General features: G+C 61.4%; 21 protein-coding genes. 13 read left to right on the forward strand and 8 right to left on the reverse strand.

Annotation, left to right across the window (positions count from 1 at the left end; genetic code table 11):
- The first annotated feature begins 18 nt into the window (after nt 1-18).
- The gene (locus CD175_RS04390) at nt 19-831 is read left to right on the forward strand and encodes a gamma-carboxygeranoyl-CoA hydratase (protein ID WP_007981004.1); all 813 of its coding nucleotides are present in this window, start codon (nt 19-21) and stop codon (nt 829-831) included.
- Nucleotides 831-2,786, forward strand: coding sequence for an acetyl/propionyl/methylcrotonyl-CoA carboxylase subunit alpha (locus CD175_RS04395; protein WP_104447812.1), 1,956 nt, complete (start codon nt 831-833; stop codon nt 2,784-2,786). The genes CD175_RS04390 and CD175_RS04395 overlap by 1 nt, the downstream gene beginning before the upstream one ends.
- A 39-nt stretch (nt 2,787-2,825) precedes the next feature.
- On the opposite strand, the gene CD175_RS04400 is transcribed toward CD175_RS04395, so the two are convergent.
- Entirely contained in the window at nt 2,826-3,473 is a 648-nt protein-coding gene (locus tag CD175_RS04400; protein ID WP_104447813.1) for a LexA family protein, read from the reverse strand.
- Between the two features lie 129 nt (nt 3,474-3,602).
- On the opposite strand from CD175_RS04400, the gene CD175_RS04405 reads away from it, so the two are divergent.
- Entirely contained in the window at nt 3,603-3,944 is a 342-nt protein-coding gene (locus CD175_RS04405) for a DUF6124 family protein (RefSeq protein WP_104447814.1), read from the forward strand.
- Nucleotides 3,945-4,429: 485 nt separating this feature from the next.
- Nucleotides 4,430-5,581, forward strand: coding sequence for a M14 family metallopeptidase (locus tag CD175_RS04410; RefSeq protein ID WP_104447815.1), 1,152 nt, complete (start codon nt 4,430-4,432; stop codon nt 5,579-5,581).
- 103 nt (nt 5,582-5,684) lie between these two features.
- Here CD175_RS04410 and CD175_RS04415 read toward each other — a convergent pair whose 3' ends face one another.
- Nucleotides 5,685-6,230 (reverse strand): cytochrome b, encoded by a 546-nt coding sequence (locus CD175_RS04415; RefSeq protein WP_007976988.1) that lies wholly within the window; start codon nt 6,228-6,230, stop codon nt 5,685-5,687.
- Complete coding sequence (locus CD175_RS04420) at nt 6,227-7,312, reverse strand: catalase family peroxidase (RefSeq protein ID WP_104447816.1); 1,086 nt, start codon at nt 7,310-7,312, stop codon at nt 6,227-6,229. The genes CD175_RS04415 and CD175_RS04420 overlap by 4 nt, the downstream gene beginning before the upstream one ends.
- 163 nt (nt 7,313-7,475) lie before the next feature.
- Here CD175_RS04420 and CD175_RS04425 point away from each other — a divergent pair, with 163 nt between their 5' ends.
- The 4 genes from CD175_RS04425 to CD175_RS04440 all read left to right on the forward strand — a co-directional run bounded on the left by CD175_RS04425 (nt 7,476) and on the right by CD175_RS04440 (nt 11,549).
- Nucleotides 7,476-7,982: an RNA polymerase sigma factor gene (locus CD175_RS04425; protein ID WP_095966533.1), complete on the forward strand. Its 507-nt coding sequence runs from the start codon at nt 7,476-7,478 to the stop codon at nt 7,980-7,982.
- The gene (locus CD175_RS04430; protein WP_104447817.1) at nt 7,979-8,731 is read left to right on the forward strand and encodes an anti-sigma factor family protein; all 753 of its coding nucleotides are present in this window, start codon (nt 7,979-7,981) and stop codon (nt 8,729-8,731) included. The genes CD175_RS04425 and CD175_RS04430 overlap by 4 nt, the downstream gene beginning before the upstream one ends.
- Nucleotides 8,732-8,901: 170 nt before the next feature.
- Nucleotides 8,902-10,026 carry a cell division protein ZapE gene (gene zapE, locus CD175_RS04435; RefSeq protein WP_104447818.1) on the forward strand — a complete coding sequence of 375 codons (1,125 nt, stop codon included), beginning with the start codon at nt 8,902-8,904 and terminating at the stop codon, nt 10,024-10,026.
- Between the two features lie 203 nt (nt 10,027-10,229).
- A complete protein-coding gene (locus CD175_RS04440; protein WP_104448075.1) occupies nt 10,230-11,549 on the forward strand; it encodes a leucine-rich repeat-containing protein kinase family protein in 1,320 nt (439 codons plus the stop codon).
- Nucleotides 11,550-11,691: 142 nt separating this feature from the next.
- Here CD175_RS04440 and CD175_RS04445 read toward each other — a convergent pair whose 3' ends face one another.
- Entirely contained in the window at nt 11,692-12,396 is a 705-nt protein-coding gene (locus CD175_RS04445) for a YebC/PmpR family DNA-binding transcriptional regulator (RefSeq protein WP_008051121.1), read from the reverse strand.
- Nucleotides 12,397-12,621: 225 nt separating this feature from the next.
- Here CD175_RS04445 and CD175_RS04450 point away from each other — a divergent pair, with 225 nt between their 5' ends.
- Nucleotides 12,622-14,031, forward strand: coding sequence for a type VI secretion system Vgr family protein (locus CD175_RS04450; RefSeq protein ID WP_104447819.1), 1,410 nt, complete (start codon nt 12,622-12,624; stop codon nt 14,029-14,031).
- A 70-nt stretch (nt 14,032-14,101) separates the two neighbouring features.
- Here the strand turns inward: CD175_RS04450 and CD175_RS04455 are convergent, their stop codons facing one another.
- Nucleotides 14,102-15,427, reverse strand: a complete 1,326-nt coding sequence (locus tag CD175_RS04455) for an MFS transporter (RefSeq protein WP_104447820.1) — start codon at nt 15,425-15,427, stop codon at nt 14,102-14,104.
- 267 nt (nt 15,428-15,694) lie between these two features.
- Between CD175_RS04455 and CD175_RS04460 the strand changes: the two genes are divergently transcribed.
- The gene (locus CD175_RS04460) at nt 15,695-16,567 is read left to right on the forward strand and encodes a LysR family transcriptional regulator (RefSeq protein WP_104447821.1); all 873 of its coding nucleotides are present in this window, start codon (nt 15,695-15,697) and stop codon (nt 16,565-16,567) included.
- Between the two features lie 104 nt (nt 16,568-16,671).
- Here CD175_RS04460 and CD175_RS04465 read toward each other — a convergent pair whose 3' ends face one another.
- Nucleotides 16,672-17,538: a LysR substrate-binding domain-containing protein gene (locus CD175_RS04465; RefSeq protein ID WP_104447822.1), complete on the reverse strand. Its 867-nt coding sequence runs from the start codon at nt 17,536-17,538 to the stop codon at nt 16,672-16,674.
- Between the two features lie 109 nt (nt 17,539-17,647).
- On the opposite strand from CD175_RS04465, the gene CD175_RS04470 reads away from it, so the two are divergent.
- From CD175_RS04470 to CD175_RS04485, 3 genes are all read left to right on the forward strand, one after another.
- Nucleotides 17,648-18,757, forward strand: a complete 1,110-nt coding sequence (locus CD175_RS04470) for a 2-aminoethylphosphonate--pyruvate transaminase (protein WP_104447823.1) — start codon at nt 17,648-17,650, stop codon at nt 18,755-18,757.
- Nucleotides 18,758-18,909: 152 nt separating this feature from the next.
- On the forward strand, nt 18,910-19,737 hold the full coding sequence (gene phnX, locus CD175_RS04480; protein WP_104447825.1) for a phosphonoacetaldehyde hydrolase: 828 nt from the start codon (nt 18,910-18,912) through the stop codon (nt 19,735-19,737).
- Between the two features lie 254 nt (nt 19,738-19,991).
- The gene (locus tag CD175_RS04485; RefSeq protein ID WP_104447826.1) at nt 19,992-20,552 is read left to right on the forward strand and encodes a cytochrome b; all 561 of its coding nucleotides are present in this window, start codon (nt 19,992-19,994) and stop codon (nt 20,550-20,552) included.
- Nucleotides 20,553-20,678: 126 nt separating this feature from the next.
- On the opposite strand, the gene CD175_RS04490 is transcribed toward CD175_RS04485, so the two are convergent.
- A complete protein-coding gene (locus CD175_RS04490) occupies nt 20,679-21,605 on the reverse strand; it encodes a 1-aminocyclopropane-1-carboxylate deaminase/D-cysteine desulfhydrase (RefSeq protein WP_104447827.1) in 927 nt (308 codons plus the stop codon).
- Between the two features lie 186 nt (nt 21,606-21,791).
- Nucleotides 21,792-23,831: an oxidoreductase gene (locus CD175_RS04500; RefSeq protein WP_104447829.1), complete on the reverse strand. Its 2,040-nt coding sequence runs from the start codon at nt 23,829-23,831 to the stop codon at nt 21,792-21,794.
- Nucleotides 23,832-23,983 lie beyond the last annotated feature (152 nt).

The following is a 23,983-nucleotide window of genomic DNA, read 5'->3' on the forward strand; positions in this document are numbered from 1 at the left end:
GCCGTGGAGACGGACACTATGAGCGACTTCAACACCCTCGAACTGCTGAGCGATCCAAGGGGTTTTGCGACTCTCTGGCTCAGCCGTGAAGAAAAGAACAACGCCTTCAACGCCGAAATGATCCGCGAACTGATCATCGCCCTCGACAAAGTCGCGAGCGATGCCAGCCTGCGCTTCCTGATCGTGCGCGGTCGTGGCAAGCATTTCAGCGCCGGTGCCGACCTTGCCTGGATGCAGCAATCGGCCGAACTCGATTACGCCACCAACCTCGATGACGCCCGGGAACTGGCGGAGTTGATGTACAACCTGGCCAAACTGAAAGTGCCGACCCTGGCCGTGGTGCAAGGCGCAGCCTTCGGCGGCGCGCTGGGCCTGATCAGTTGCTGCGACATGGCCATCGGTGCCGATGACGCGCAGTTCTGCCTGTCGGAAGTGCGCATCGGCCTGGCACCCGCGGTGATCAGCCCATTCGTGGTGCAAGCCATCGGCGAGCGCGCAACCCGGCGTTATGCCCTGACGGCCGAGCGCTTTGGCGGGCAACGGGCACGGGAAATCGGCCTGTTGTCGGAGAGCTATGCCAGTGCCGAGCTGGAACAGAAAGTCGAGCAATGGATCGACAACCTGCTGCTCAACAGCCCGGCGGCCATGCGCGCCAGCAAGGATCTGTTGCGAGAAGTCGGCGACGGCTCATTGACCCCGGCATTGCGCCGCTACACCGAAAACGCCATCGCCCGCATCCGCGTCAGCCCCGAAGGGCAGGAAGGCCTGCGTGCCTTCCTGCAAAAACGTCCGCCGAGCTGGCAAGCCGAAACCACCAAGGAGCCCCGTTGATGAGCGCACCTGTCCTCACCACCCTGCTGGTGGCCAACCGTGGCGAAATCGCTTGCCGGGTGATGCGTACCGCCAAGGCCCTGGGCCTGACGACCGTGGCCGTGCACAGCGCCACCGACCGTGACGCCCGGCACAGCCGCGAAGCCGACATTCGCGTTGACCTCGGTGGCAGCAAAGCCGCCGACAGCTATCTGCAGATCGACAAGCTGATCGCCGCCGCCAAGGCCAGCGGCGCCCAGGCGATTCACCCCGGCTATGGCTTTCTGTCGGAGAACGCCGGATTCGCCCGCGCCATCGAAAACGCTGGCCTGATATTCCTCGGCCCACCTGCCTCGGCCATCGACGCCATGGGCAGCAAGTCCGCGGCCAAAGCCTTGATGGAAACCGCTGGCGTGCCACTGGTGCCTGGTTATCACGGCGAAGCCCAGGACCTGGAAACCTTCCGCGATGCCTGCGAACGTATCGGCTACCCGGTTCTGCTCAAGGCCACCGCAGGTGGCGGCGGCAAAGGCATGAAAGTGGTCGAGGACGTCAGCCAACTGGCCGAAGCCCTGGCCTCGGCCCAGCGTGAGGCGCAATCGTCGTTCGGCGATTCGCGGATGCTGGTGGAGAAATACCTGCTCAAGCCACGTCATGTGGAAATCCAGGTGTTCGCCGACCAGCACGGCAACTGCCTGTACCTCAACGAGCGTGACTGCTCGATTCAGCGCCGGCACCAGAAAGTCGTCGAAGAAGCCCCGGCACCGGGCCTGAGCCCGGAACTGCGGCGCGCCATGGGTGAAGCGGCTGTGCGTTCGGCGCAGGCCATCGGCTACGTCGGTGCCGGCACCGTCGAGTTTTTGCTGGATGCACGCGGCGAATTCTTCTTCATGGAGATGAACACCCGCCTGCAAGTCGAACACCCGGTCACCGAAGCCATCACCGGCCTCGACCTGGTGGCCTGGCAGATTCGCGTGGCACGCGGCGAAGCGTTGCCGATGACTCAGGATCAGGTGCCGCTGGTGGGTCACGCGATCGAAGTGCGGCTGTACGCCGAAGATCCGGGCAATGATTTCCTGCCGGCGACCGGTCGCCTGGAACTGTATCGCGAATCCGCCCCAGGGCCCGGGCGCCGGGTGGACAGCGGCGTTGAAGAAGGCGATGAAATTTCGCCGTTCTACGACCCGATGCTCGGCAAGCTGATTGCCTGGGGCGAGGATCGTGAACAGGCACGGTTGCGCCTGCTGAGCATGCTCGACGAGTTCGCTATCGGCGGGTTGAAGACCAACATCAATTTCCTGCGGCGCATCATCGGTCACCCGGCGTTCGCCGCTGCCGAACTCGATACCGGCTTCATTCCGCGTTATCAGGAACAGTTGCTGCCGGCGCCAGCGGAACTCGGCGATGAATTCTGGCAAGCCGCCGCCCAGGCATTTGCCCAGAGCCAGCCGCACGCAACCCGTGCCGATGACCCGGGTTCACCGTGGGCGGTGCCAAATGGTCTGCGTGCCGGTTTGCCGAGAGAAATCACTCTGCACTTGAGTTGTGAAGGCCAGGACCGTGCGTTGACCCTGGGCGACATCAATGCCCACAGCGCGCGGCTCAAGGGTGAGCATCTGTTGACCGAGCAGGCTGGCGTGCGCCGTCAACACCGCGCAATACGCCGTGGCGAGCAGGTGTATTTGCAGTGGGATGGCGAATTGCACCGCATCGAGGCCTACGACCCGATCAGCGCCGTCGAGGCCAGCCACAGCCATCAGGGCGGGCTGACCGCACCGATGAACGGCAGCATCGTCCGCGTGCTGGTGGAGGCCGGGCAATCGGTCGAGGCCGGGGCGCAGTTGGTGGTACTGGAAGCGATGAAGATGGAGCACAGCATTCGCGCGCCCCATGCCGGGGTGATCAAGGCGCTGTATTGCCAGGAAGGCGAGATGGTCAGCGAAGGCAGTGCGCTGGTCGAACTGGAAGAAGCGTGAAATGAAGATCGGTCCTGCGCATTGCCAGGACCGATCTGATCAGAACCTGGCTGTTGCCTGAACCACTACGCCGATGATTCGACACTCGTCGGCGTACAAGGTTTTTGGATACGTCGGATTGAGCGGAACCAGATAACGCTGACCACCCTCTTCGATCAGCTTGCGAAACGTGGCTTCGGCGCTGTCCGGCCACTGGGCAATGACCAGTTTGCCAGGCACGGCTTCCATGGCCGGGTCCACCAGAATCAGCATGCCTTCCGGGATGCTGATGCCATTGGGCGCGGTCATCGCATCGCCCGCCACTCTCAACCAGAATGCCGGCCCCCGGGCGTGGTAATCGGACAGTTCATAGCGCGCCTTGCCATACACCGGGACCTCGCCGTCGCGCACTTCGGCAGGCTCGTGCCAGTCACTGATCGGGTAGCGAAAGTACGGGTTGTACTTGTGGGCCAGGGGGATTTCGTCCTCCGCTGACGCCTGCGGCTCCCGGATCACCAGCGCCACTTCGAGAAACTCCAGGCCCAGCGCCTGCAGCACACGGTTCATGTCTTCGATGCCGGGTTCACGACGTTTGTTGAGCCAGTGACCAATGCCGCCCTGGGACATCCCGAGGCGCTCGGCGAGTATCTCTTGAGTGATTTTGAGTTCACTCATCTTGGCCTTGACCAATTCAATCCATTTATCCATGTGCGGCACGATACGTGGGCGCCTCCGACCATCAAAACACAAATTGTAGTATTTAAATCCTCGTCACAAATACATTTCGTATTAGGATCGACTCACGGATCTGAATCTAACACGGAGCTTGCCATCGCCATGAACCCACCCGCCAATGACCTGCCGGACATGCAAATCGACACTACCCTCACCTCATCCCTGGACTCGGCGGCGGCACAACGCGCTCTGGACTATTACCTGAAACCTGCCGTTTCGGAGGAAGTGGCCGAGTCGCGTTTTTTTGATGTCAACCGCAACATCAGCGGCGAAGAGGCGCTGGTCCATGCCTTGGACCTGTTGCGTTGCGCTGCCGCCACCGCGTACGAATCAGCCAGTCACCTGCAAGGCGTAAACCGTGACCTGGCGTTTTCGACGGTGCACATGATCGACATGGCCAAGGCGATGGTCGATCGATCGCTGGAAAAGTATGAAAACGCTTGAGGTGAGAAGGCAGATCAAGAGGACAGGAAAGAATTTTCCTGTCGCGCAGGTAAAAACGCTTGACCCGCAAACGAGAATGATTATTATTGCATCAACTGGTCGCGAGATCAGTCGATGGACCAGGTGACCTTAGGTCGGTCTCCTGGACTATCTCCTCATCAGGCTAATCACGGTTTTTGACCCGGCTTTTTGCCGGGTCTTTTTTTGCCAGTTTTTTCTGGCTTTGGCTTCAGGCTAATGAAGTCTTTGGGTGCCGCAAATTCGATGGCGCGGATGATATCAAAAGAATTCCAGTTGGCAAGAGAAGCCCGGCATCATGGGTTCAAACCAGCGACAGATAGCACTTGAGAATCAATCGCATAGTCTCTAAGCTGCGTCAGCGTCAAGGAGGACGCCCCCACCTCTGCACCCCGCAATTTCCCTCGGTTTCACCCCTCTCTTGCGTGTAAAGTAGCCGCGATAAAAATCATATTCAGGACCCGATTATGACCGTGGCCAAATCCTCTTTCGACATCAGTGCCAACTTCGACAGCGGCAACATCCAAGTCATCGACATCAGCGATCCGCTCAAACCGCTTCTGGCCATTCGTCCGGACACCCGCAGTGCCCATTTCCAGTGGTTCCACTTCAAGGCCAGCGGCCTGCATGTCGGCCAGGACCACTGGTTTCGCCTGAACAATGCCAGCCAATCCTCCTATAACAAGGCCTGGACCGGCTATCAGGCGGTGGCGTCCTACGATCACGTCAACTGGTTCCGCGTACCCACCATTTTCGAAGGCGACTGCCTGCGTTTCAGCCTCGAAGCCGAACAGACCCACGCCTGGTTCGCCTACTTCGAACCCTACAGCCGTGGCCGTCACGACTGGCTGATCGAGCAGGCGCTGAGCAAGGCCGGTACCGAACTGCTTGCCACCGGCAAGAGCGTCGAAGGCCGTGACATCCAGCTGTTGCGCAAAGGCACCGGGGCCGAAGGCCGACGCAAGGTGTGGATGATCGCCCAGCAACATCCGGGCGAACACATGGCCGAGTGGTTCATGGAAGGCGTGATCGAACGCCTGGAAAAACACGACGACCCTGTGCTGAACAAACTGCTGGCCAGCGCCGACCTGTACCTGGTACCGAACATGAACCCGGATGGTGCCTTCCACGGCCACCTGCGCACCAACGCCATGGGCCAGGACCTCAATCGTGCCTGGCAGAGCGCCAGTCAGGAAATCAGCCCGGAGGTCCTGTTCGTTCAGCAGCAGATGGAAAAGTACGGCGTCGATATGTTCCTCGACGTTCACGGCGACGAGGAAATCCCTCACGTGTTCACCGCCGGCTGCGAAGGCAATCCAGGCTACACGCCACGGATCGAAAAGCTCGAAGAGCACTTCCGCAGCCACCTGAAGCACACCACCAAAGACTTCCAGACCAAGTACGGCTACACCCGCGACGAACCGGGCCAGGCCAACATGACGCTGGCCTGCAACAGCGTCGGCCAGAAGTACGACTGCCTGTCACTGACCCTGGAAATGCCGTTCAAGGATCATGACGACCATCCGAATCCGTTGACGGGCTGGTCGGGCAAGCGGTCGAAGCAGTTGGGCAAGGATGTGCTGACCACGCTTGCCGATATGGTCGATACCTTGCGCTGATCACCCTTCAAGATCAAAAGATCGCAGCCTCCGGCAGCTCCTACAGAAATCGGTGTATCTCTGTAGGAGCTGCCGAAGGCTGCGATCTTTTTTCAGGCGGCTATTAACCGCGGTCCTTACCCCGCAACATACTGTCCAGCACTTCATCACGCCGCACCCAACCGTGAAACAACGCAGCCGCCAGATGCAGCAACACGGTCAGAAACAGCAGATACGCCAGATAGCCATGCGCCTTGCGCAAAAACGCAAACAGCTGCGCATTCGCCGACACAATCGACGGCAGTTGCAACGAACTGCTGAGCATCACCGGTTCGCCCGATGCCGAAATCATCGCCCAGCCCAGCAGCGGCAAGACCAGCATCAGTGCATACAACAAGACATGCGAAGCCTTGGCCGCCAGCGCTTGCCAACCCGGCAGGTCCGCCGGCAGCGGTGGCTGCGTGGTGGAGAAGCGCACCACCAGACGCACAATCACCAACAGCAAAATCGCGACCCCCAAGGGTTTGTGCAAATGGATCAGCCATTCATGCCGCTCGGACACCGAGGCGACCATGCCGGCACCGATAAACAGCATGGCGATGATCATCAGCGCCATCAGCCAGTGAAGCAGGCGCGCCAGCGGGGCGAAGTGGTTCGGTTGGGTGCTCATTGCTGAACCTCCTGCTTGGCGGCGGGCAACTGGCTGACTTCGCTGGTGCGACGCAGGTAGGAATTGGCGTAACCGGCTGAACGCGCGGCGAGCAACGGGTCGTCGGAACCTTCGATTCCGGCAGGCAACACCAGCGGGTCGTAGTTGATGTCACGGCATTCGCCGTTAAGTTGCGGCTGAGTCTTTTCAAGCACCAGCGTGCCAGCGTTCAACACCTTGCGTCCTTCGGGCCAGGCCTTGCTGGCGTCGTTCACCGGATCGCCGGGGTTGGCCAGGGTGATGTTCAGTTGCCAGCGCAAGGGGCCTGCGGCGATTCGCTGGACCAGGTCTTTCTCCAGGAAATCACTGCCCTCCGGCGCCGTGGCCCCGGGTGCGTCCTGGGCCAGAGGCACCATGTTCCAGCGCACGGCCTGGCGTTGACCCGCCGCGTTGACCAGGTAGAACGCATTGACGCTGTTGTAGTTTTCGGTCACGTAACTGGCCGACGGTTTGGCGGTTTTGATCCAGGCCAGGAAGGGTGCCGCTTCCGGGTGCGAAGCAAAGAATGCGGGCACGGCCTTGGGGTCCGGCTTGCCCGTGGCCGGGTCTGGCGACTGGGCGCTTTGCAATTGATAGAACGCCTCGGGCGTGCCCACCGGGAACACCGGCATGCTGTTCATCCCGGTGCGCCACTGCTGGCCGTTGGCCTGGGTGAAACGCAAGGCCATGCTGCGGATCGGCACGGCACTGTCCGGCGCGTAGGGGTTGCCGGCCGGCAAGGCGAAACGCCCGACCACCGGCGTCTGCGCCTCATTGAACACCTGAGCGGTGGAATAGCTGCGCGCCTCACCACTGCTTTCGAAATGCCCGATCACGCACACGCCTTTGGAATGGTTGCGGCGAAAACCCGGATGTACGCCGTTGTTGGTTTCCAGCACGTTGATCAGTTTCTTCGGGGTCAGGCGCTGTGGGTCGAAGGTGCCGTTGACGTAGGCAAACGCCCCTGCCAGTGCGGCAACGACCACGGCAATGCCTGCCAGACGCAACGTCAGGCTCCCTGCACTCAAGGGTGGCCGGGTTGGCGGTGATGATCGATCTACCATGAAAGACTCCAGGGCCATCGGCCACAAGTGAGAAGAATCAAGCAGACGAACCGCACACAGGTTTATTCCCACGCACGGTATTTATTTTTTCTGACGTGGAATAACCTCGAATACCGAGCGTCTTCCTGGTCCACTGTCCAGCGTAGTGACTAGTCAGGACTTCATGAACGATATCGACGAACAACTCAGAGAAATCATTCCCCGATTGCGACGGTTCGCTGTGTCGCTGACGCGCAACCCGAGCAGCGCTGACGACTTGGTGCAGGCGAGCCTGGAGCGGGCACTGTCGAGTTGGGCTGGCAAACGCGCCGAGGGCGACTTGCGCGCCTGGCTGTTCTCGATTCTGTATCGGCAGTTTCTCGATGCGCACCGCCGCTCCCGGCGCTACGCGCGCATGCTCGATTTTTTCACCGGCCGCGACGATGCCCAGCCCTCGGTGGAGCGCACCGTCATTGCCCAATCGACCCTCAATGCCTTCGATCAACTGCCCACCGAACAACGTGCGCTGCTGCTCTGGGTCTCGGTAGAAGGCTTGAGTTACAAGGAGGTCGCCGAGATTCTCGACGTCCCCACCGGCACCGTGATGTCCCGCCTGTCCCGGGCTCGCCAGGCCCTGCGCCAACTCAGCGATGGCGAAATCAACCGCCCATCCCTGCGGAGACTCAAATGATCAGCATGCCCCCCAGCGAGCGAGACCTGCACGCCTACGTCGACCACCAACTGAGCGACGCCGACCGGCGCCTGGTGGAGACTTTTCTGGCCACTAACCCGCAGGTGGCGGCGCAAGTACGCGCCTGGCAGCAGGATGCCCAGGCACTGCGCGCAGCCTTGAGTGGCGCCTTGCAACAACCGTCTAACCCGAACCTTGATCCGGCGGTCATACGCCAGCGCCTCAAACGCCAATCCCGTCGACACCTGGCCAGTGCCGCGGTGTTGCTCATCGCCGTCAGCGTCGGCGGTTTCAGCGGTTGGCAAGCGCGGGAGATGACACTCGCGAGCCCCCAGCTTCCAATGACCGATGCCCTGCAGGCGTATCGCCTGATTGCCCAGCAAGGCATCCTGCCGGCGGATTACAAGGCCGGCGACGACGGTGACATGCAAGGTTGGCTCGACCGCTACTTCACCCGGGCCAATCGCCTGCCCAACCTCTCGGGTGCCGGGTTCAAGCCGGCCAGCGGGCGTTTGCTGAGTACCGAGCAAGGCCCGGCAGCCATGGTGGTCTACGAGAACCAGGGCGGGCAGAAAATCAGTTTCTATGTGCGCCCGCCAGGACCGAAAAACTTCCTGCTGCCCCGTGGCAGCCGGAGCGATGGAGACCTGCAGGCCGAGTACTGGTCCGGTGGTGGCTACAACTATGCGATGGTCAGCCCGGCGGACACAGCGGCGGCGCAGATGCTCAAGCAGACCGTGCAGTTCTGATCCCCCTCTGGGGGAGCAAGCTCGCTCCCACAGGGTTTACGGTGTTCCTTTTGAACCCGGTTACGATGGCTCGGAATATGCCGACACAACTGGAGGCAAATTCCCTCATCTGGTTACACTATGCCGCCGCAGCTCGGGGAGCCTGCCCGCACACCAGAGGTGACATCTCAGTGGCCGTTCGACCGCCCAATCGTTCGCGAATCAAATCGCGCTGGCAATCGTTGCGTCGCCTTCTCGGCAAGGCACCGACCGCCGGCAGCACCGAGGCAGGCGAGGCTATCCACGACTACTTTCGTCACCAGGCTCATTCCCGGGGCTACACCCTCAGTCACAGCCAGCTACGCGTGATCGACTGCATGGCCCGGCATGCCTGCCTGTTGATGGGCGCTTCGGCGCAAACCCTTCCGGGCCTTTACCTGCATGGTGCCGTGGGGCGCGGCAAGAGCTGGCTGCTCGACGGATTTTTCCGGGCCGTTCCCCTCGCGCAAAAACAACGCCTGCACTTCCATGAGTTTTTCGCCCGACTGCACCAGGGCATGTTCGAGCATCGCGAACAGCCCGACGCCCTGGCGATCACCCTGGATGCCCTGCTCAGCGATTGCAGGGTGCTGTGTTTCGATGAGTTCCATGTGCACGACATCGGCGATGCGATGCTCATCACCCGGTTGTTCAAGGCACTGTTTCAGCGCGGCATCCTGGTGCTGGTCACCTCCAATTACCCACCCGCAGGCCTGTTGCCCAATCCGCTGTACCACGCCCGCTTCAAACCGGTGATCGACTTGATCAATGCACGCATGCAGGTCATGGAAGTCGGTGGTCCGCACGACTATCGCAGCCAGGTCCGCAGCCACGCGCAACAGCTGTTCACCCAAGGCCAGTATGTGTGGCCGGCCAGCGCGGTGCAGCGGCGTTCATTGAATCTGCCGGATCGCGGCGCCCCGCCCCTGTCGCTCCCCGTGGGCACCCGGCATTTCCGGGCGCGTTTGTGCGATGAGCGCCGCATCGGATTTACTTTCGCCGACCTGTGCGACCAGCCTGTGGCCGTGATGGACTACCTGGAGCTGTGCCGCCGCTTCGATCACTGGATCATCGATGACCTGCCGCGGCTCGGTGAGTGCTCGATGGCCGCCCAACAGCGCTTCATCAACCTCATCGACGTACTGTACGACCAGGACAAGCACCTGACACTGCTCGGACCACACGCCCTACGCGAAAGTCTGGAGGGCGATGCCATTGATCTGGCCCGCACCCGCAGTCGACTGGGGCAACTGGTCGAAGTCAGCGAGCCAGTTTGATCGATATCTTTTTGTTGCATTGACTGGCCCCTTCGCGAGCAGGCTCGCTCCCACAGTTGACCGAATTGCCCGGGCGGGAGTGATCCAATGTGGGAGCGAGCCTGCTCGCGAAAGCGGTCTGACAGGCGCCACATCTTTCCCGCTATCATGTCGCCCATTTCCAGGGCCACGCGTCCTCCCCTTGGCTAATGGCGAATCTGTTCATGCATACCCTTGCTCAATTGCGTGCCGGCGAGTTGTCAGGCATCACGCGGCTGGATCTGGTCGACGGCCTCAGCGAATTCCCTCGGGAAATTTTCGATCTGGCGGACTCGCTGGAAGTACTCAACCTCAGCGGCAATGCCTTGAGCGCCCTGCCGGAAGACTTGCATCGCCTGACCCGTCTGCGCGTGCTGTTCTGTTCCGATAACCGTTTCACCGAGTTGCCGGCCTGCCTGGGCCAATGCGCCGCACTGACGATGATCGGCTTCAAGGCCAACCGCATCGCCCACGTGCCCGCTGCGGCGCTGCCACCGCTGCTGCGCTGGCTGATCCTGACCGACAACTGCATCGAGACACTGCCGAGCGAGTTGGGAGAGCGGCCATGCCTGCAAAAGCTCATGCTCGCCGGCAACCGTTTGCACGCGCTGCCGGAGTCGTTGCGTCAGTGCCATCGGCTGGAGTTGATCCGCATCGCCGCCAACCAGTTGACCGAGCTGCCGCATTGGTTGCTGGAATTGCCGAGCCTGACCTGGCTGGCGTACGCCGGTAATCCGCTGGAAACCGAAGCCGACGCCGCGGCCCTCGACGCGACACCGCGCATTGACTGGTCGGCATTGCGACTGGAGAAAAAACTCGGCGAAGGGGCGTCCGGGGTGATCCATCAGGCCGTCTGGCAACCGGCTGAGCAGCCGCCCATGGCCGTTGCGGTGAAGCTCTACAAGGGCGAAATGACCAGCGATGGTTCACCGCTGCACGAGATGAACGCCTGCATCACCGCCGGCCTGCACCCGAACCTGATCCGCGTCGAGGGGCGGATTGTCGATCACCCACAGCAAACCGCCGGGCTGGTGATGCAACTGATCACACCGAGTTACCGCAACCTCGCCGCGCTGCCGAGCCTGGCGTCGTGCAGCCGCGACATCTACCCCGACGATTTGCGCTTCTGTGCGGCCGTGGCGTTGCGCATTGCCTCGGGCATTGCCTCGGTGGCCGAACACCTGCACAGCCATGGCATCACCCATGGCGACCTCTATGGGCACAATATCCTGTGGAATGAGCAGGGAGATTGCTTGCTGGGGGACTTTGGTGCGGCCTCGTTCCACGGGATATCCGACAGCCTTGAAAGCCGTGCCTTGCAGCGGATCGAAGTGCGGGCGTTCGGGGTATTGCTGGGGGAATTGCTGGCGCGGATCGACTCGGGGTTGAGCGATGAACGGCGTGGGGTGCTGGAAGATCTGGAGCGGCGTTGCTGCCAGCCGCAAGTGCTGGAGCGGCCGGGGTTTGAAGCGATCGTTCAGGAATTGGCTGGGCTCAATAAATAAATACAGGACCTGTGGCGAGGGAGCTTGCTCCCGCTGGACGGCGTAGCCATCCCCAAAAGCGACGGCCGCTGCGCAGCCGAACGGGACGGTGCGGCGGTCCGACAAGCTCCCTCGCCACAAGTCAGAGCGAAAACAATGCGGCTTAACCCGCCAACCCGACAAACATGTCCTGCACGTCGTCATGGTTATCGAGCCCTTCGAGGAAGGCTTCGACTTCCGCCATCTGCTCATCGCTCAGGCCGCTGACCGGGTTTTTCGGCTGGTAGCCCAGTTTGGCCGACAGCACGGTGAAGCCTTGTTCCGGCAGGGCTTTCTGTACCGCGTCGAGGTCGGTCGGTTCGGTCAGGAACAGGGTTGCACCTTCTTCACCCGGTTCGAAATCCTGTGCACCGGCTTCGATGGCGGCCATTTCCGGATCGGCGTCCGGGGTGTCCGGCGACGCTTCGATCATGCCGACATGGTTGAAGTCCCAGGCCACCGAACCGGAAGCACCCAGTTGGCCCTTGCGGAACGCCACGCGGATTTCGGCGACGGTGCGGTTGATGTTGTCGGTCACGCACTCAACGATCAACGGCACTTGATGCGGGGCAAACCCTTCATAGGTCACGCGATGGTATTGCACGGTCTCGCCCAACAGGCCAGCGCCTTTCTTGATGGCACGATCCAGTGTTTCCTTGGGCATCGAAGCTTTCTTGGCCTGTTCAACGACCAGACGCAAGTGTGCGTTTGTAGCAATATCAGCGCCATTGCGCGCAGCAATGGTGATTTCCTTCACCAGTTTGCCGAAGATCTTGCCCTTGGCATTGGCTGCCGCTTCTTTGTGTTTAACCTTCCACTGTGCGCCCATTTCTCACTCTCTTATCTGTGACATCTGTGGCGTCGAGACAACCATTGGCCGACGCTTTGCGCAAGTTTATACGGCCTAAAGTTGGCAATCGACCAAAAAATCCCGACTGGCATCGACATCTTCACCAGCGGTTGTAGGGGGATTCTGAAATGCCGCTTTAGCCTGCCCGCAATGCGCCGGGGTTTCGTACGCTTTGCACCCTATTCAACGGCAGCAGCGTGTTCGATGCACAACGACAAGGAAAGTCCCACCACCCTGACGCTTCTCGATGACGACCTGAGTTTCCAGGTGGTCCGGTTCAGCGGTCATGAAGCACTCAACCAGCCCTATCGATTCGACATCGAGGTTATCGGGCTGGCACCGGCCCTGAACCTTGAACGATTGCTGCACCAGCCGGCGTTCCTCGAGTTCGGCCACGACCAAGGCCTGCATGGCGTGCTGCACAGCGCTGGTTGTGAACATCGAAGCGCACACCGGGTCGCTTACAAACTGGTGCTGGTGTCCCGTCTCCAGGCACTGGAGCAGCAACGCCGCCGACGGGTTTTCCAGCGCGCCAGCGTGCCCATGATCCTGCGCCAGTTGCTCGAGGAACATGGGTTGCCCACCAGCAGTTATCGCTTTGATCTGGCAACCGGGCACTATCCCCAGCGCCCGTTTTGCATTCAGTACGAAGAAACCGACCTCGCTTTGTTGCAACGACTGTGTGAGGAAGAAGGCATCCACTACCACTTCGAGCATCAACGCGACGGCCATGTGTTGGTACTGGCCGATGACAGCCTGAGTTTCCCCCAGGAGCCGCTGCTCATGCCGCTGCGCAGCGACGCACTCGACGATCACGAACCCGTGATCAGCGAATTGTTCCAGCGCCATGATGCCTCGCTCCCCCCTGTGCGCCCGGGTGCGAGGAATCCTGGGGCAGCGGACATCAGCGACGGCGCAGCCAATCACTCGTTCACCACGGCCAGACCGGTTCTCGCTCGCGAACAGCAGCATCGCGACCAGCTCAGCCGGCGACAACTGGAACGCCTGCGGTGCCAGCACCTGCAGATCCACGGTCAAAGCAACCTGGGAGCATTACGCAGCGGCCGGATCGTGCAGGTGGCCGGGCATCCCCTGGCGAGTTTCAATGATCAATGGCTGGTGACCGAAACAAGCCATCAGGGGGGCCAGCAATCGATTCTGCTCGACGACTCAGCGGGCATGGCCCCGGGTTACCGCAATCAATTCAGCGCCATCCCCTGGTCGACGGTGTTCAGGCCCGCGCTTAAACAACCCAGGCCGAGCGTCCCCGGGTATCAGCCCGGCCAGGTGTGCGGCCCGGTCGGACAACCGCCTACAGTGGACGAGGATGGTCGGATTCGGGTGCTCCTCTGGCCCGCCACAGATTCAACCACAGAGTCGTTGTCCAGCGGCTTGTGGTTGCCCTTGGCGCTGACCACTGCCGAGGACTGGATCGATCCGTCCCGCTTGCCCGTGGCCGGCAGTGAGATACAGGTGATTTTCCTCGACAGTGACCCGGATCGCCCGGTGCTCTGTACGGCGCTGGGCCCTCGGCCACAACCGCTGAACCCCCCGCCCCGTGAACCCCGGGGCGATACCCGCCTGCTGTTTGACTGGCTGCTCCACCGTCTTTGAGCATAATCGCGGTCCACAGCCCGGAGTAACCGCCGCCGACGATGCACACATCGGCGACGAGAAACAGGATTCAGGTACGCAGGGGTTTGATGTTCATCGCCCGGTTGGGCACGGAGGGATGGTTGGTTTTCAGGCCGCCGGGGCGGCTGTTCCAGTGCGGGATCAGCACCAGCGCCGAGAACATCGCGCAACCGGCGAAGACAATGAACACGGTGACCGAGTCGAAGTAACCCGGCAGCAATCCGCCGAGCACCGCCCCGACGGAACCGCAACCGTTGACGAACCCGGCCGCCGTCGCACCGGCCTTGGCCGTACCGAAATCGATCGCCGCCGCGCCGCTGATCATCGAGTCCGGCCCGTAGAGGGTCAGGCCCATGACGAACAAGAGCGCTACCACCAGGACCACACTGCCGGTATGCAGGGCACCCATGAACAATGCCAGGGTCACGGTGAGTGCCAACAGACTGAGTACGCAAGCCGGCATGCGCCGGGCGCCGAACAGTTTGTCCGAGGCCAGGCCGATCATGATCGGCCCGAGCAACCCGGCCAGCTCGAACGAGGTCGGAATGATCGCCGCACCGACCTTGCCCACCGAAGGCATCTGTTCGAAGACGATCACCGGCCCCCACAGCAGAATCGCGTAGCGCGCCGGTTTCAGCATGAAGTACGCCAGCCCCAGCACCAGTACCGTGCGGTTGCGCAGGATTTCCTTGAGTGGCACCCAGATACTGATTTTGCTTTGGGCAAGGGCTTCTTCAGCGGTCAGTTCGGGCTCCGGCTCCACAGCCGGCAAGCCCACGTCTTCAGGTTTGTTGCGCTGGAAAATAAAAAACAGCACGGCGACCAGCCCAACCACCGCCGCACTGGAAACAAACGCCGCATGCCAGGTGCCGATGAGCGTATACGCCCACCAGCCGGCAAACGGCGAGGCCACGAGCCCGCCGAAGGCGTAGCAGGAACTCCACAGGCCCAATACCCGACCACGCTGTTCGGAGGGAAAGAAACTGCCCAGGTTCTTGCACAATCCCGACCAGCCGGTGGACTGCGCCAGGCCTTGTATCAGCATGCAGGTCGCAAAAATCGGTAACGTCGCAAAGTTACCCATCACCAGCGCCGCGCCAGCGGAAATCAGCAAGCCGCCGAGTACCACCACCCGCGGACCGAAACGGTCGGCCAGGATGCCCCAAGTGAACTGCCCCACGGCGTAAGCCGTCAGGTAGATGGCATCGAGGTTGGCCATGGCCATTTTGTCGAGCATGAAGGTCGGGTCTTCGGCGATGCCGAGTTTGGCCACCGAGAACGCTTTGCGGGTGAAGTAGAAAGCGGCGTAGGCGAGCCAGGTGATCGCGAAGATCTGCACGCGCCAACGCTTGATGGTGCCGATGTGCTTGTTCATTGTGGTTCTGACCTCAGGGTGTGAGTGTGCCGGCAGAATTGGAAGCAAACGCCTGTTTTTTTATTGTTGAGCACTGCGATATCGCCCTGTCCCTACGGCGGATACCGGTCAGATGAGTCCTGTTTTGCACGCCCAGGCTCATGGCACCCGCTGCGGTTCGACTGACCGGTCAGCGGGGCTGAGAGTGATAAAAACAATTACTGTTTAATAAGTGAAATCGATTTATCGTATTTCCAAAATAAGCTTTGCTTGTTACTGGAGATATCGATGTCGGTTTCCCACGCCCAACTCAAAGCGTTCCATGCCGTCGCGGTACATGGAAGCTTTACCAAAGCCGCCGAGCGGCTTTTTCTGACGCAGCCGGCGATTTCCGACCAGGTGCGCAAACTTGAAGAGCGCTACGGTGTTTTGCTGTTTCACCGCAACAAGCGTTCGGTACGCCTGACCGATCTGGGCGAACGCCTGCTGAGCGTTACCCAGCGGCTTTTTGTGATTGAGGCCGAAGCCCAGGAACTGCTGCAGGATTCCCAGGCCCTGCAGACCGGCAGCCTGATTCTGGCGGTGGATGCGCCGGTGCACGTGCTGCCGCAGATTGCCCGATTCTGCGAACGCTACCCCGGAATCAGCGTGAAGATCGAAACCGGCAACACCGATGAGTCGCTGTTCCGACTGTTCAACTATCAGGCCGACCTGGCGTTGCTGGGCCGTGACGTCAGTGACGAACGCCTGATCTCCCTGCCCCTGCGCAATGACCCGATGGTGGCGTTCGTGTCGCGCAATCATCCGTGGGCCGACCGTGAATCCATCACCCTCGCCGACCTCGATGACACACCGCTGGTACTGCGGGAAATCGGTTCGGTGACGCGCCAGACCCTGGAGGAGGAAATGGCCGGTGCCGGGTTCCGCATTCGTCCGGCGATCCAGGTTGAAGGCCGGGAAGCGGCGCGTGAAGCGGTGGTGGTCGGGATTGGCATCGGCGTGGTGTCGGCGGCCGAGTTCGGCGCCGACTCACGGGTTTGCTCATTGCCGATTACCGATTGCAAACGGCGGCTGACTGAAACGCTGGTGTGCTTGCGCGAGCAGAGTTCGAGGCGAATCGTGGCGACGTTTCTGGAGATGGTACGAGAAAGCCTCGACTGACCCTCTGTAGGAGCTGCCGAGTGAAACGAGGCTGCGATCTTTTGACTTGCAAGATCAAAAGATCGCAGCCTCGTTTCACTCGGCAGCTCCTACAGGGGAATGGGTCAATTCAGATTCGGCGCCAACCCGAAGAATGCCTGAATCAACCGCAAATCCCGCCGCCGCTCCATGCACCCGATCATGTGCCGGTTCACCAACCCCTCGCCAATGATCGGCACCGCCGCCACTCGCGGGTCGTGGCTGACTTCCACCGACGACACCACCCCCACCCCCAGTTCGGCGGCCACCGCCTCGGTCACCGCTTCGCGGCTGTCCAGTTCCAGCAGCACCCGCGGATTGACCCTGGCCTGGGCGCAAGCCTCATCAAAGGTGCGCCGGGTAATCGAACTCGGTTCGCGCAGCACCATGATCACCTGATCCAGTTCCTTGAGCTGTACGCCATTGGTCTTCTGCGCCCAAGGGTGCCCGTCGGGCACCAGCGCACAAATCCGCGATTCGTTCAGTGCCTGCAGATGCAAGCCCTTGCGCGGCTCGACTTCGGTCAGCACCGCCACGTCGGCATGTTCGGACAGCAGCGCCGCCAGGGTTTCCTGGGCGTTGCCCAGGCGCAGGTTCACCGTGATCCCCGGATAGCGCGCGCGCAGGCTGGCGAGCATCGGCATGACCATGTGCGGACCGTCCGCCGCCACCTCCAGGCGCCCGGTCAGCAATTGCCGGTTGGCTTCGAGCATCACCTGCGCCTCTTCGGCCAGGCCGAACATCGCCCGGGTGATCGCCGCCAGCTTGGTGCCCTCCTCCGTCAGCTCCACACGTCGGGCGGTGCGGCGCAGCAGGGTGATCTGGTAGTGCTCTTCCAGCGCCTTGATGTGCCCGGTGACTGCCGGCTGGCTGATGAACAGCCGCGCCGCCGCCCGGGTAAAACTGCCTTCCCGGGCCACTGCATCGAAGGCGCGGAGCTGAAACAGGTTCATGAATAACCCTCACTGATGGCTGGCATAACAATAAACAATTTGATTGATAGCTCGGCAAATTGCAATTTAAGCCCCGTAGCTTCATCCCATCGAATGCGAGGACACGAACATGAGTGCTGTCGAACCCATCCTGCTCACCCCCGGCCCGTTGACCACTTCGGCCCGCACCCGCCAGGCGATGATGATCGACTGGGGTTCATGGGATGACCGCTTCAATCAACTGACCGCCAGCCTCTGCGAGCAATTGCTGGCGATCGTCAACGGCGCCGCTACCCACCACTGCGTGCCTTTGCAAGGCAGTGGCACCTTCGCCGTCGAGGCAGCGATCGGCACCCTGGTGCCTCGCGATGGCAAGGTTCTGGTACTGATCAACGGCGCCTACGGCAAACGCCTGGCGAAAATCTGCGAAGTGCTGGGCCGTTCCTTCAGCACCTTCGAAACCGCCGAAGACGAACCGACCACCGCCGCCGACGTCGACCGCCTGCTGCGTGCCGACAACGGCATCACCCACGTCGCCCTGATTCACTGCGAAACCAGCACCGGTATCCTCAATCCGCTGCCGGAGATCGCCCAGGTCGTTGCAGAACACGGCAAGCGCCTGATCATCGACGCCATGAGCTCCTTCGGTGCCCTGCCGGTGGACGCGCAACAAGTGCCGTTCGACGCCCTGATCGCCGCCTCGGGCAAATGCCTGGAGGGTGTGCCAGGCATGGGCTTCGTTTTCGCTCGCAAAGAATCCCTGGCCAGTGCCGCCGGCAACTCGCATTCGCTGGCGATGGACCTGCAGGACCAGCACGCCTACATGGCCAAGACCGGCCAGTGGCGCTTCACCCCGCCGACCCACGTGGTCGCGGCGCTGCACGAAGCCCTGCTGCAGTACAACGAAGAAGGCGGCTTGCCGGCCCGGCACGAACGCTACGCCGCCAACTGCCAGGCACTCATGGAAGAGATGGGCAACCTGGGGTTGCGCAGTTTCCTGCCGACGGCCATTCAGGCGCCAATCATCGCCACCTTCCACGCCCCGAAAGATCCTCGCTACCAGTTCAAGGAATTCTACGAGCGGGTCAAGGCCAAGGGTTACATCCTCTACCCCGGCAAACTGACCCAGGTCGAAACCTTCCGCGTCGGGTGCATCGGACATGTGCAACCGGCCGAGATGCGCGAAGCCGTGGCCGCGATCGGCGAGGTGTTGCGCGAGATGGAAGTGCTCGACATCTGATTCCCCCCGATCCCCTGTGGGAGCGAGCCTGCTCGCGAATGCAGTCTGACATTCAACATAAATGTCGGCAGATATACCGCCTTCGCGAGCAGGCTCGCTCCCACAAAGAACAGTTTTCCTAAAGAGCCAGTTATTACAGGATTCAGATCACCATGAACTACTCCAACCCAAGCAAACTCCAGGCTGCCATCCTCGACTGGGCCGGCACCGTGGTCGACTTCGGCTCCTTCGCCCCGACGCAGATTTTCGTCGAGGCGTTCGCCGAGTTCGACGTCCAGGTGTCCATCGAAGAAGCCCGTGGCCCGATGGGTATGGGCAAGTGGGACCACATCCGCACCCTGTGCGATCTGCCGGAAGTTGCCGAGCGATATCGCAAAGTGTTCGGCCGCACACCGACCGACGACGACGTCACCGCGATTTACCAGCGTTTCATGCCGCTGCAGATCGAAAAAATCGCCGAACACTCGGCGCTGATTCCGGGCGCTCTGGAGACCATCGCCAACCTGCGCGAGCAAGGGATCAAGATCGGCTCCTGCTCCGGCTATCCGAAACAGGTCATGGACAAGGTGGTCGAACTCGCTGCCACCAACGGCTATGTGGCCGATCACGTGGTCGCCACCGACGAAGTCCCGAATGGCCGCCCATGGCCGGCCCAGGCGCTGGCCAACGTCATCGCCCTGGGCATCGACGATGTCGCCGCGTGCGTGAAGATCGATGACACCGTGCCAGGCATTCTCGAAGGTCGCCGCGCCGGCATGTGGACAGTGGCGCTGATCTGCTCGGGCAACGCCCTGGGCCTGGATTACGAAGGTTATCGCGCGCTGGGCAGCGACCAACTGGACAGCGAGCGCAAGCGCATCCATGGGATGTTCGAAGCTTCGCGCCCGCACTACATGATCGACACCATCACCGATCTGCCGCAAGTGATCACCGACATCAACAAGCGCCTGGCCAACGGCGAAATGCCGCAATCGAGCTAAAAACCGCACCGCCTTTGTAGGAGCTGCCGCAGGCTGCGATCTTTTGATTTTCGGCGTCATTGGGGACCTGAAGATCAAAAGATCGCAGCCTCCGGCAGCTCCTACAGGGGCCGATGCGTTTTTGCCGTCAATTACCTGATCCAGAGCAACGAGCGATCGATCACCTCAGGCAAACCCGGTGAAACAGGATTACAGTTAAGGCACGCCGTCGAACAAGAGCGGTGGCTTTAAACCGGACCTCTGAGGAACACCGAATGCCGTGGAAAAACTCTGCCTCGCGCTACAGCACCGTATCGATCACGCTGCATTGGTTGATGCTGGTCCTGCTGGCGTTGGTTTACGCCTGTATCGAGTTTCGCGGGCTCTTTCCCAAGGGCAGTGGCGGGCGCACGCTGATCGTCGAATCACACTTCATGCTCGGCCTGACCGTATTCGTCCTGGTCTGGCTGCGATTGTTCGCACGCAGTCTTGGCCCGGCGCCGCAAGTCTTCCCCGCCTCGCCGCAGTGGCAAACGACGCTGGCCAGGCTGATGCACTGGGCGCTGTACATTTTCATGATCGTCACGCCGATTCTCGGCTGGCTGGTCACCAGCGCCAAAGGCAACCAGGTGATGTTCTACGGTTTCGACCTGCCGATGCCGATCGCGGAAAACAAGGACCTGGCCAAACAACTCCAGGACTGGCACGAGCTCGGCGGCACTATCGGCTATTGGCTGATCGGCCTGCATGCCGTGGCCGCGCTGTATCACCACTATGTGGTGGGCGATAACACCTTGCTGCGGATGATGCCCAAAGGCGAAACCCGCGATAGCTGAACTTGACGGCAACCCAAAATGTGGGAGCGAGCTTGCTCGCGATGGCGGTGTGTCAGTCGACAAATGTGCTGAATGCAATGCCCTCATCGCGAGCAAGCTCGCTCCCACATTGATTTGCGGTGCGTTTCAGGCTTGTGAATCAAACCCTCGCCGCCCCTGCAAGCCGCCGGTGTGGACGAAGATCAGCCGCGTGCCTTGGGCGAACCGGCCCGCTTCGACTTGCTGCTTGAGTGCCAGCAGCGCTTTTCCGGTATACAGCGGTTCCAGGGGGATGCCGCTGGCCTGCCCGGTCTTTTCGATGAACGCGTGCAGTGGCGGATCGACCTTCGCGAAGCCGCCGCGACTGGCTTCAAACAGCTCATACGCCGCATCGACCACACCGGCTTCCTGCACGATTCGCTCGACCTGCTGCGCCACCCCATGATCGTCAGGCACCGCCAGGGCACCGTACACCGGGTGATCCCCCGCTTCTGCGAGCACCAGGCCAGCCAGCGTCGTGCCGGTTCCGCAGGCCAGCCACCAGCCGTCGTAGTCGTTCCAGCCCAGGTTCTGCAATTGTGCGCAGACAGCAGCCCGCAATGGCCTGCAACCCAGGGCACCTGGCAAACCACCTCCCCCTTCAGGCACCGAGTGCAAGGTCGGGTAGCGGGTTTGCCAGGGATGCCAGAAACCTGCTTCATGCCTCGCTCGATAGCCGCCGTAACCCAGCCAGTGCAACTGCATGCCGAACGCCTGCAAGTCTTTGACCGTCGGGGTTTGCTGAGGGTGGCCGCGCAACAGGCCGACGGTGGCAAAGCCGAAACGCCTGCCCGCCGCCGCCAGGGCGTGGAGGTGATTGGAGTGCGCGCCACCGAGACTGATGATGCCTTCGGCCCCCGCGCGGTCGGCGATATTCAGGTGTTCGATGAGCTTGAACCATTTGTTGCCGCTGATCAGCGGGTCGATCCGGTCCAGACGCAGGATCGCCACTTCGATGCCGGCGCGGGTGAGCCAGTCGAGGTGAAGGGGTTCGAGGGGGGCCTGGGGTAGCCAGGTGTCGGGAGGGAGAAGCATCAATGCCGGCTCTGTGTGAAGAGCCGGCATGTTATCACCTGATTTGTGGCGAGGGAGCTTGCTCCCGCTCGCCTGCGCAGCAGGCGCAAACCCGGAACACTCGATACTTCTGATGTGCCGGACCTACCGATTTGGGGCCGCTTCGCGGCCCAGCGGGAGCAAGCTCCCTCGCCACATACCTGTCTGTTACAACTCCGCCGCCAACCGCGAACCCTGATTGATCGCCCGCTTGGCGTCCAGCTCTGCCGCGACATCCGCGCCACCGATCAGGTGTACGCTTTGCCCCGCCGCCACCAGGCTTTCATGCAACTCGCGCAGCGGGTCCTGCCCGGCGCAAATCACGATGTTGTCCACTGGCAGCACCTGCGGCTCGCCGGTTTCGCCGATGCGGATGTGCAGGCCTTCGTCGTCGATCTTCAGGTATTCAACGCTGTTGAGCATCTGTACCTGTTTGTTCTTCAGACCCGTGCGATGGATCCAGCCGGTGGTCTTGCCCAGGCCGTCGCCGACCTTGGACTTCTTGCGTTGCAGCAGGAACACCTCGCGGGCCGGCGCATGGGGTGCAGCCTTGATACCGGCAACACCACCGCGTGCCTCAAGGTGCGTATCGATGCCCCATTCCTTCCAGAACGCGGCGCGGTCCTGACTGGTAGCGACACCTTCATGAACGAGGAACTCGGAGACGTCGAAACCAATACCACCGGCACCGATCACCGCGACACGCTTGCCGACCGATTTGCGCTCCAGGATCACATCCAGGTAGCTCAGCACCTTGGGGTTTTCCACGCCAGGAATCGCCGGCACGCGCGGCGCAATGCCGGTGGCCAGGATGATCTCGTCGTAGCCGCCTTCGACCAGCTGTGCCACGTCGACGCGGGTGTTCAGGCACACCTCGACGTTGGTGGTCTGCAGCTTGCGGTTGAAGTAGCGAAGGGTCTCAAAGAACTCTTCCTTGCCCGGAACGCGCTTGGCGATGTTGAACTGACCACCGATTTCGCTGGCCGAATCGAACAGCGTCACCTGATGGCCACGCTCGGCCGCCACGGTCGCGGCGGACAAACCGGCAGGGCCGGCACCGACCACGGCGATTTTCTTCAGTTGCTGCACGGGCAGGTAATTGAGTTCGGTTTCGTGGCAGGCACGCGGGTTCACAAGGCAACTGGTCAGCTTGCCGCCAAAGGTGTGGTCGAGGCAGGCCTGGTTGCAGCCGATGCAGGTGTTGATCTCATCGGCGCGACCTTCAGCGGCCTTGTTGACGAAATCCGGGTCGGCGAGGAATGGCCGCGCCATCGACACCATGTCGGCATCGCCCTCGGCGAGGATCTGCTCGGCGACTTCCGGCGTGTTGATGCGATTGGTGGTGATCAGCGGAATATTCACCGAACCCCGCAGCTTGGCCGTGACCTTGCTGAACGCCGCACGCGGCACTTTGGTGGCGATGGTCGGAATCCGCGCTTCGTGCCAGCCGATACCGGTGTTGATGATGGTCGCGCCGGCCTGCTCGATGGCCTTGGCCAGTTGAACGATCTCTTCCCAGGTGCTGCCGCCTTCGACCAGGTCGAGCATCGACAGACGGAAAATGATGATGAAGTTCGGGCCGACCGCTTCACGCACGCGGCGAACGATTTCCACCGGCAGGCGCATGCGGTTTTCATAGCTGCCACCCCAGCGGTCGGTACGGTGGTTGGTGTGGGCGGCGAGGAACTGGTTAATGAAATAACCTTCGGAGCCCATGATTTCCACACCATCGTACTCGGCGGTTTGCGCCAGTACCGAGCAGGTGACGAAATCGCTGATCTGCTTCTCGATGCCTTCCTCGTCCAGCTCCTTGGGCTTGAACGGGTTGATCGGCGCTTGAATGGCGCTGGGTGCAACCTGTTTCGGGCTGTAGGCATAACGGCCGGCGTGGAGGATCTGCATGCAGATTTTACCGCCCGCGTCATGAACGGCACGGGTGACGATACGGTGCTTGAGCGCCTCTTCTTCGGTCGTCAGCTTGGCCGCACCGGAATACACGCCACCTTCGTCGTTCGGGCCGATACCGCCGGTAACCATCAGGCCGACACCGCCACGGGCACGTTCGGCAAAGTACGCCGCCATGCGTTCGAAACCACCCGGTTTCTCCTCAAGGCCCGTGTGCATCGAACCCATCAGGGTGCGATTGCGCAGCGTGGTGAAACCCAGGTCCAGCGGAGCCAACAGGTGCGGGTATTGAGCGGCGGTCATCGGTAACTCCACATCGATCGATCACGGAAAGTGCAGGAGCTCTACGGCCCCCATCAGTCATGTTCGACAGACTAAGAGTCGCGACGCCGTCGCTCAATGACCGTAACTGACAACTTAATGATCGAAATGTGCAGCAACAGGGGGTGACGGGA

This window comes from Pseudomonas laurylsulfatiphila, from assembly GCF_002934665.1.
GTDB lineage: Bacteria > Pseudomonadota > Gammaproteobacteria > Pseudomonadales > Pseudomonadaceae > Aquipseudomonas > Aquipseudomonas laurylsulfatiphila.

What these genes read in the sequence shown, in the direction of transcription:
- CD175_RS04430 (WP_104447817.1), top strand. Translation starts at nt 7,979, where the DNA reads ATGATCAGCATGCCCCCCAGCGAGCGAGACCTGCACGCCTACGTCGAC.
- CD175_RS04460 (WP_104447821.1), top strand. Translation starts at nt 15,695, where the DNA reads ATGTCGGTTTCCCACGCCCAACTCAAAGCGTTCCATGCCGTCGCGGTA.
- CD175_RS04410 (WP_104447815.1), top strand. Translation starts at nt 4,430, where the DNA reads ATGACCGTGGCCAAATCCTCTTTCGACATCAGTGCCAACTTCGACAGC.
- CD175_RS04455 (WP_104447820.1), bottom strand. Translation starts at nt 15,427, where the DNA reads ATGAACAAGCACATCGGCACCATCAAGCGTTGGCGCGTGCAGATCTTC.
- CD175_RS04440 (WP_104448075.1), top strand. Translation starts at nt 10,230, where the DNA reads ATGCATACCCTTGCTCAATTGCGTGCCGGCGAGTTGTCAGGCATCACG.
- CD175_RS04390 (WP_007981004.1), top strand. Translation starts at nt 19, where the DNA reads ATGAGCGACTTCAACACCCTCGAACTGCTGAGCGATCCAAGGGGTTTT.
- CD175_RS04425 (WP_095966533.1), top strand. Translation starts at nt 7,476, where the DNA reads ATGAACGATATCGACGAACAACTCAGAGAAATCATTCCCCGATTGCGA.
- CD175_RS04420 (WP_104447816.1), bottom strand. Translation starts at nt 7,312, where the DNA reads ATGGTAGATCGATCATCACCGCCAACCCGGCCACCCTTGAGTGCAGGG.
- CD175_RS04485 (WP_104447826.1), top strand. Translation starts at nt 19,992, where the DNA reads ATGCCGTGGAAAAACTCTGCCTCGCGCTACAGCACCGTATCGATCACG.
- CD175_RS04490 (WP_104447827.1), bottom strand. Translation starts at nt 21,605, where the DNA reads ATGCTTCTCCCTCCCGACACCTGGCTACCCCAGGCCCCCCTCGAACCC.
- CD175_RS04400 (WP_104447813.1), bottom strand. Translation starts at nt 3,473, where the DNA reads ATGGATAAATGGATTGAATTGGTCAAGGCCAAGATGAGTGAACTCAAA.
- CD175_RS04470 (WP_104447823.1), top strand. Translation starts at nt 17,648, where the DNA reads ATGAGTGCTGTCGAACCCATCCTGCTCACCCCCGGCCCGTTGACCACT.
- CD175_RS04395 (WP_104447812.1), top strand. Translation starts at nt 831, where the DNA reads ATGAGCGCACCTGTCCTCACCACCCTGCTGGTGGCCAACCGTGGCGAA.
- CD175_RS04445 (WP_008051121.1), bottom strand. Translation starts at nt 12,396, where the DNA reads ATGGGCGCACAGTGGAAGGTTAAACACAAAGAAGCGGCAGCCAATGCC.
- CD175_RS04405 (WP_104447814.1), top strand. Translation starts at nt 3,603, where the DNA reads ATGAACCCACCCGCCAATGACCTGCCGGACATGCAAATCGACACTACC.
- CD175_RS04450 (WP_104447819.1), top strand. Translation starts at nt 12,622, where the DNA reads ATGCACAACGACAAGGAAAGTCCCACCACCCTGACGCTTCTCGATGAC.
- CD175_RS04415 (WP_007976988.1), bottom strand. Translation starts at nt 6,230, where the DNA reads ATGAGCACCCAACCGAACCACTTCGCCCCGCTGGCGCGCCTGCTTCAC.
- CD175_RS04465 (WP_104447822.1), bottom strand. Translation starts at nt 17,538, where the DNA reads ATGAACCTGTTTCAGCTCCGCGCCTTCGATGCAGTGGCCCGGGAAGGC.
- CD175_RS04500 (WP_104447829.1), bottom strand. Translation starts at nt 23,831, where the DNA reads ATGACCGCCGCTCAATACCCGCACCTGTTGGCTCCGCTGGACCTGGGT.
- phnX (WP_104447825.1), top strand. Translation starts at nt 18,910, where the DNA reads ATGAACTACTCCAACCCAAGCAAACTCCAGGCTGCCATCCTCGACTGG.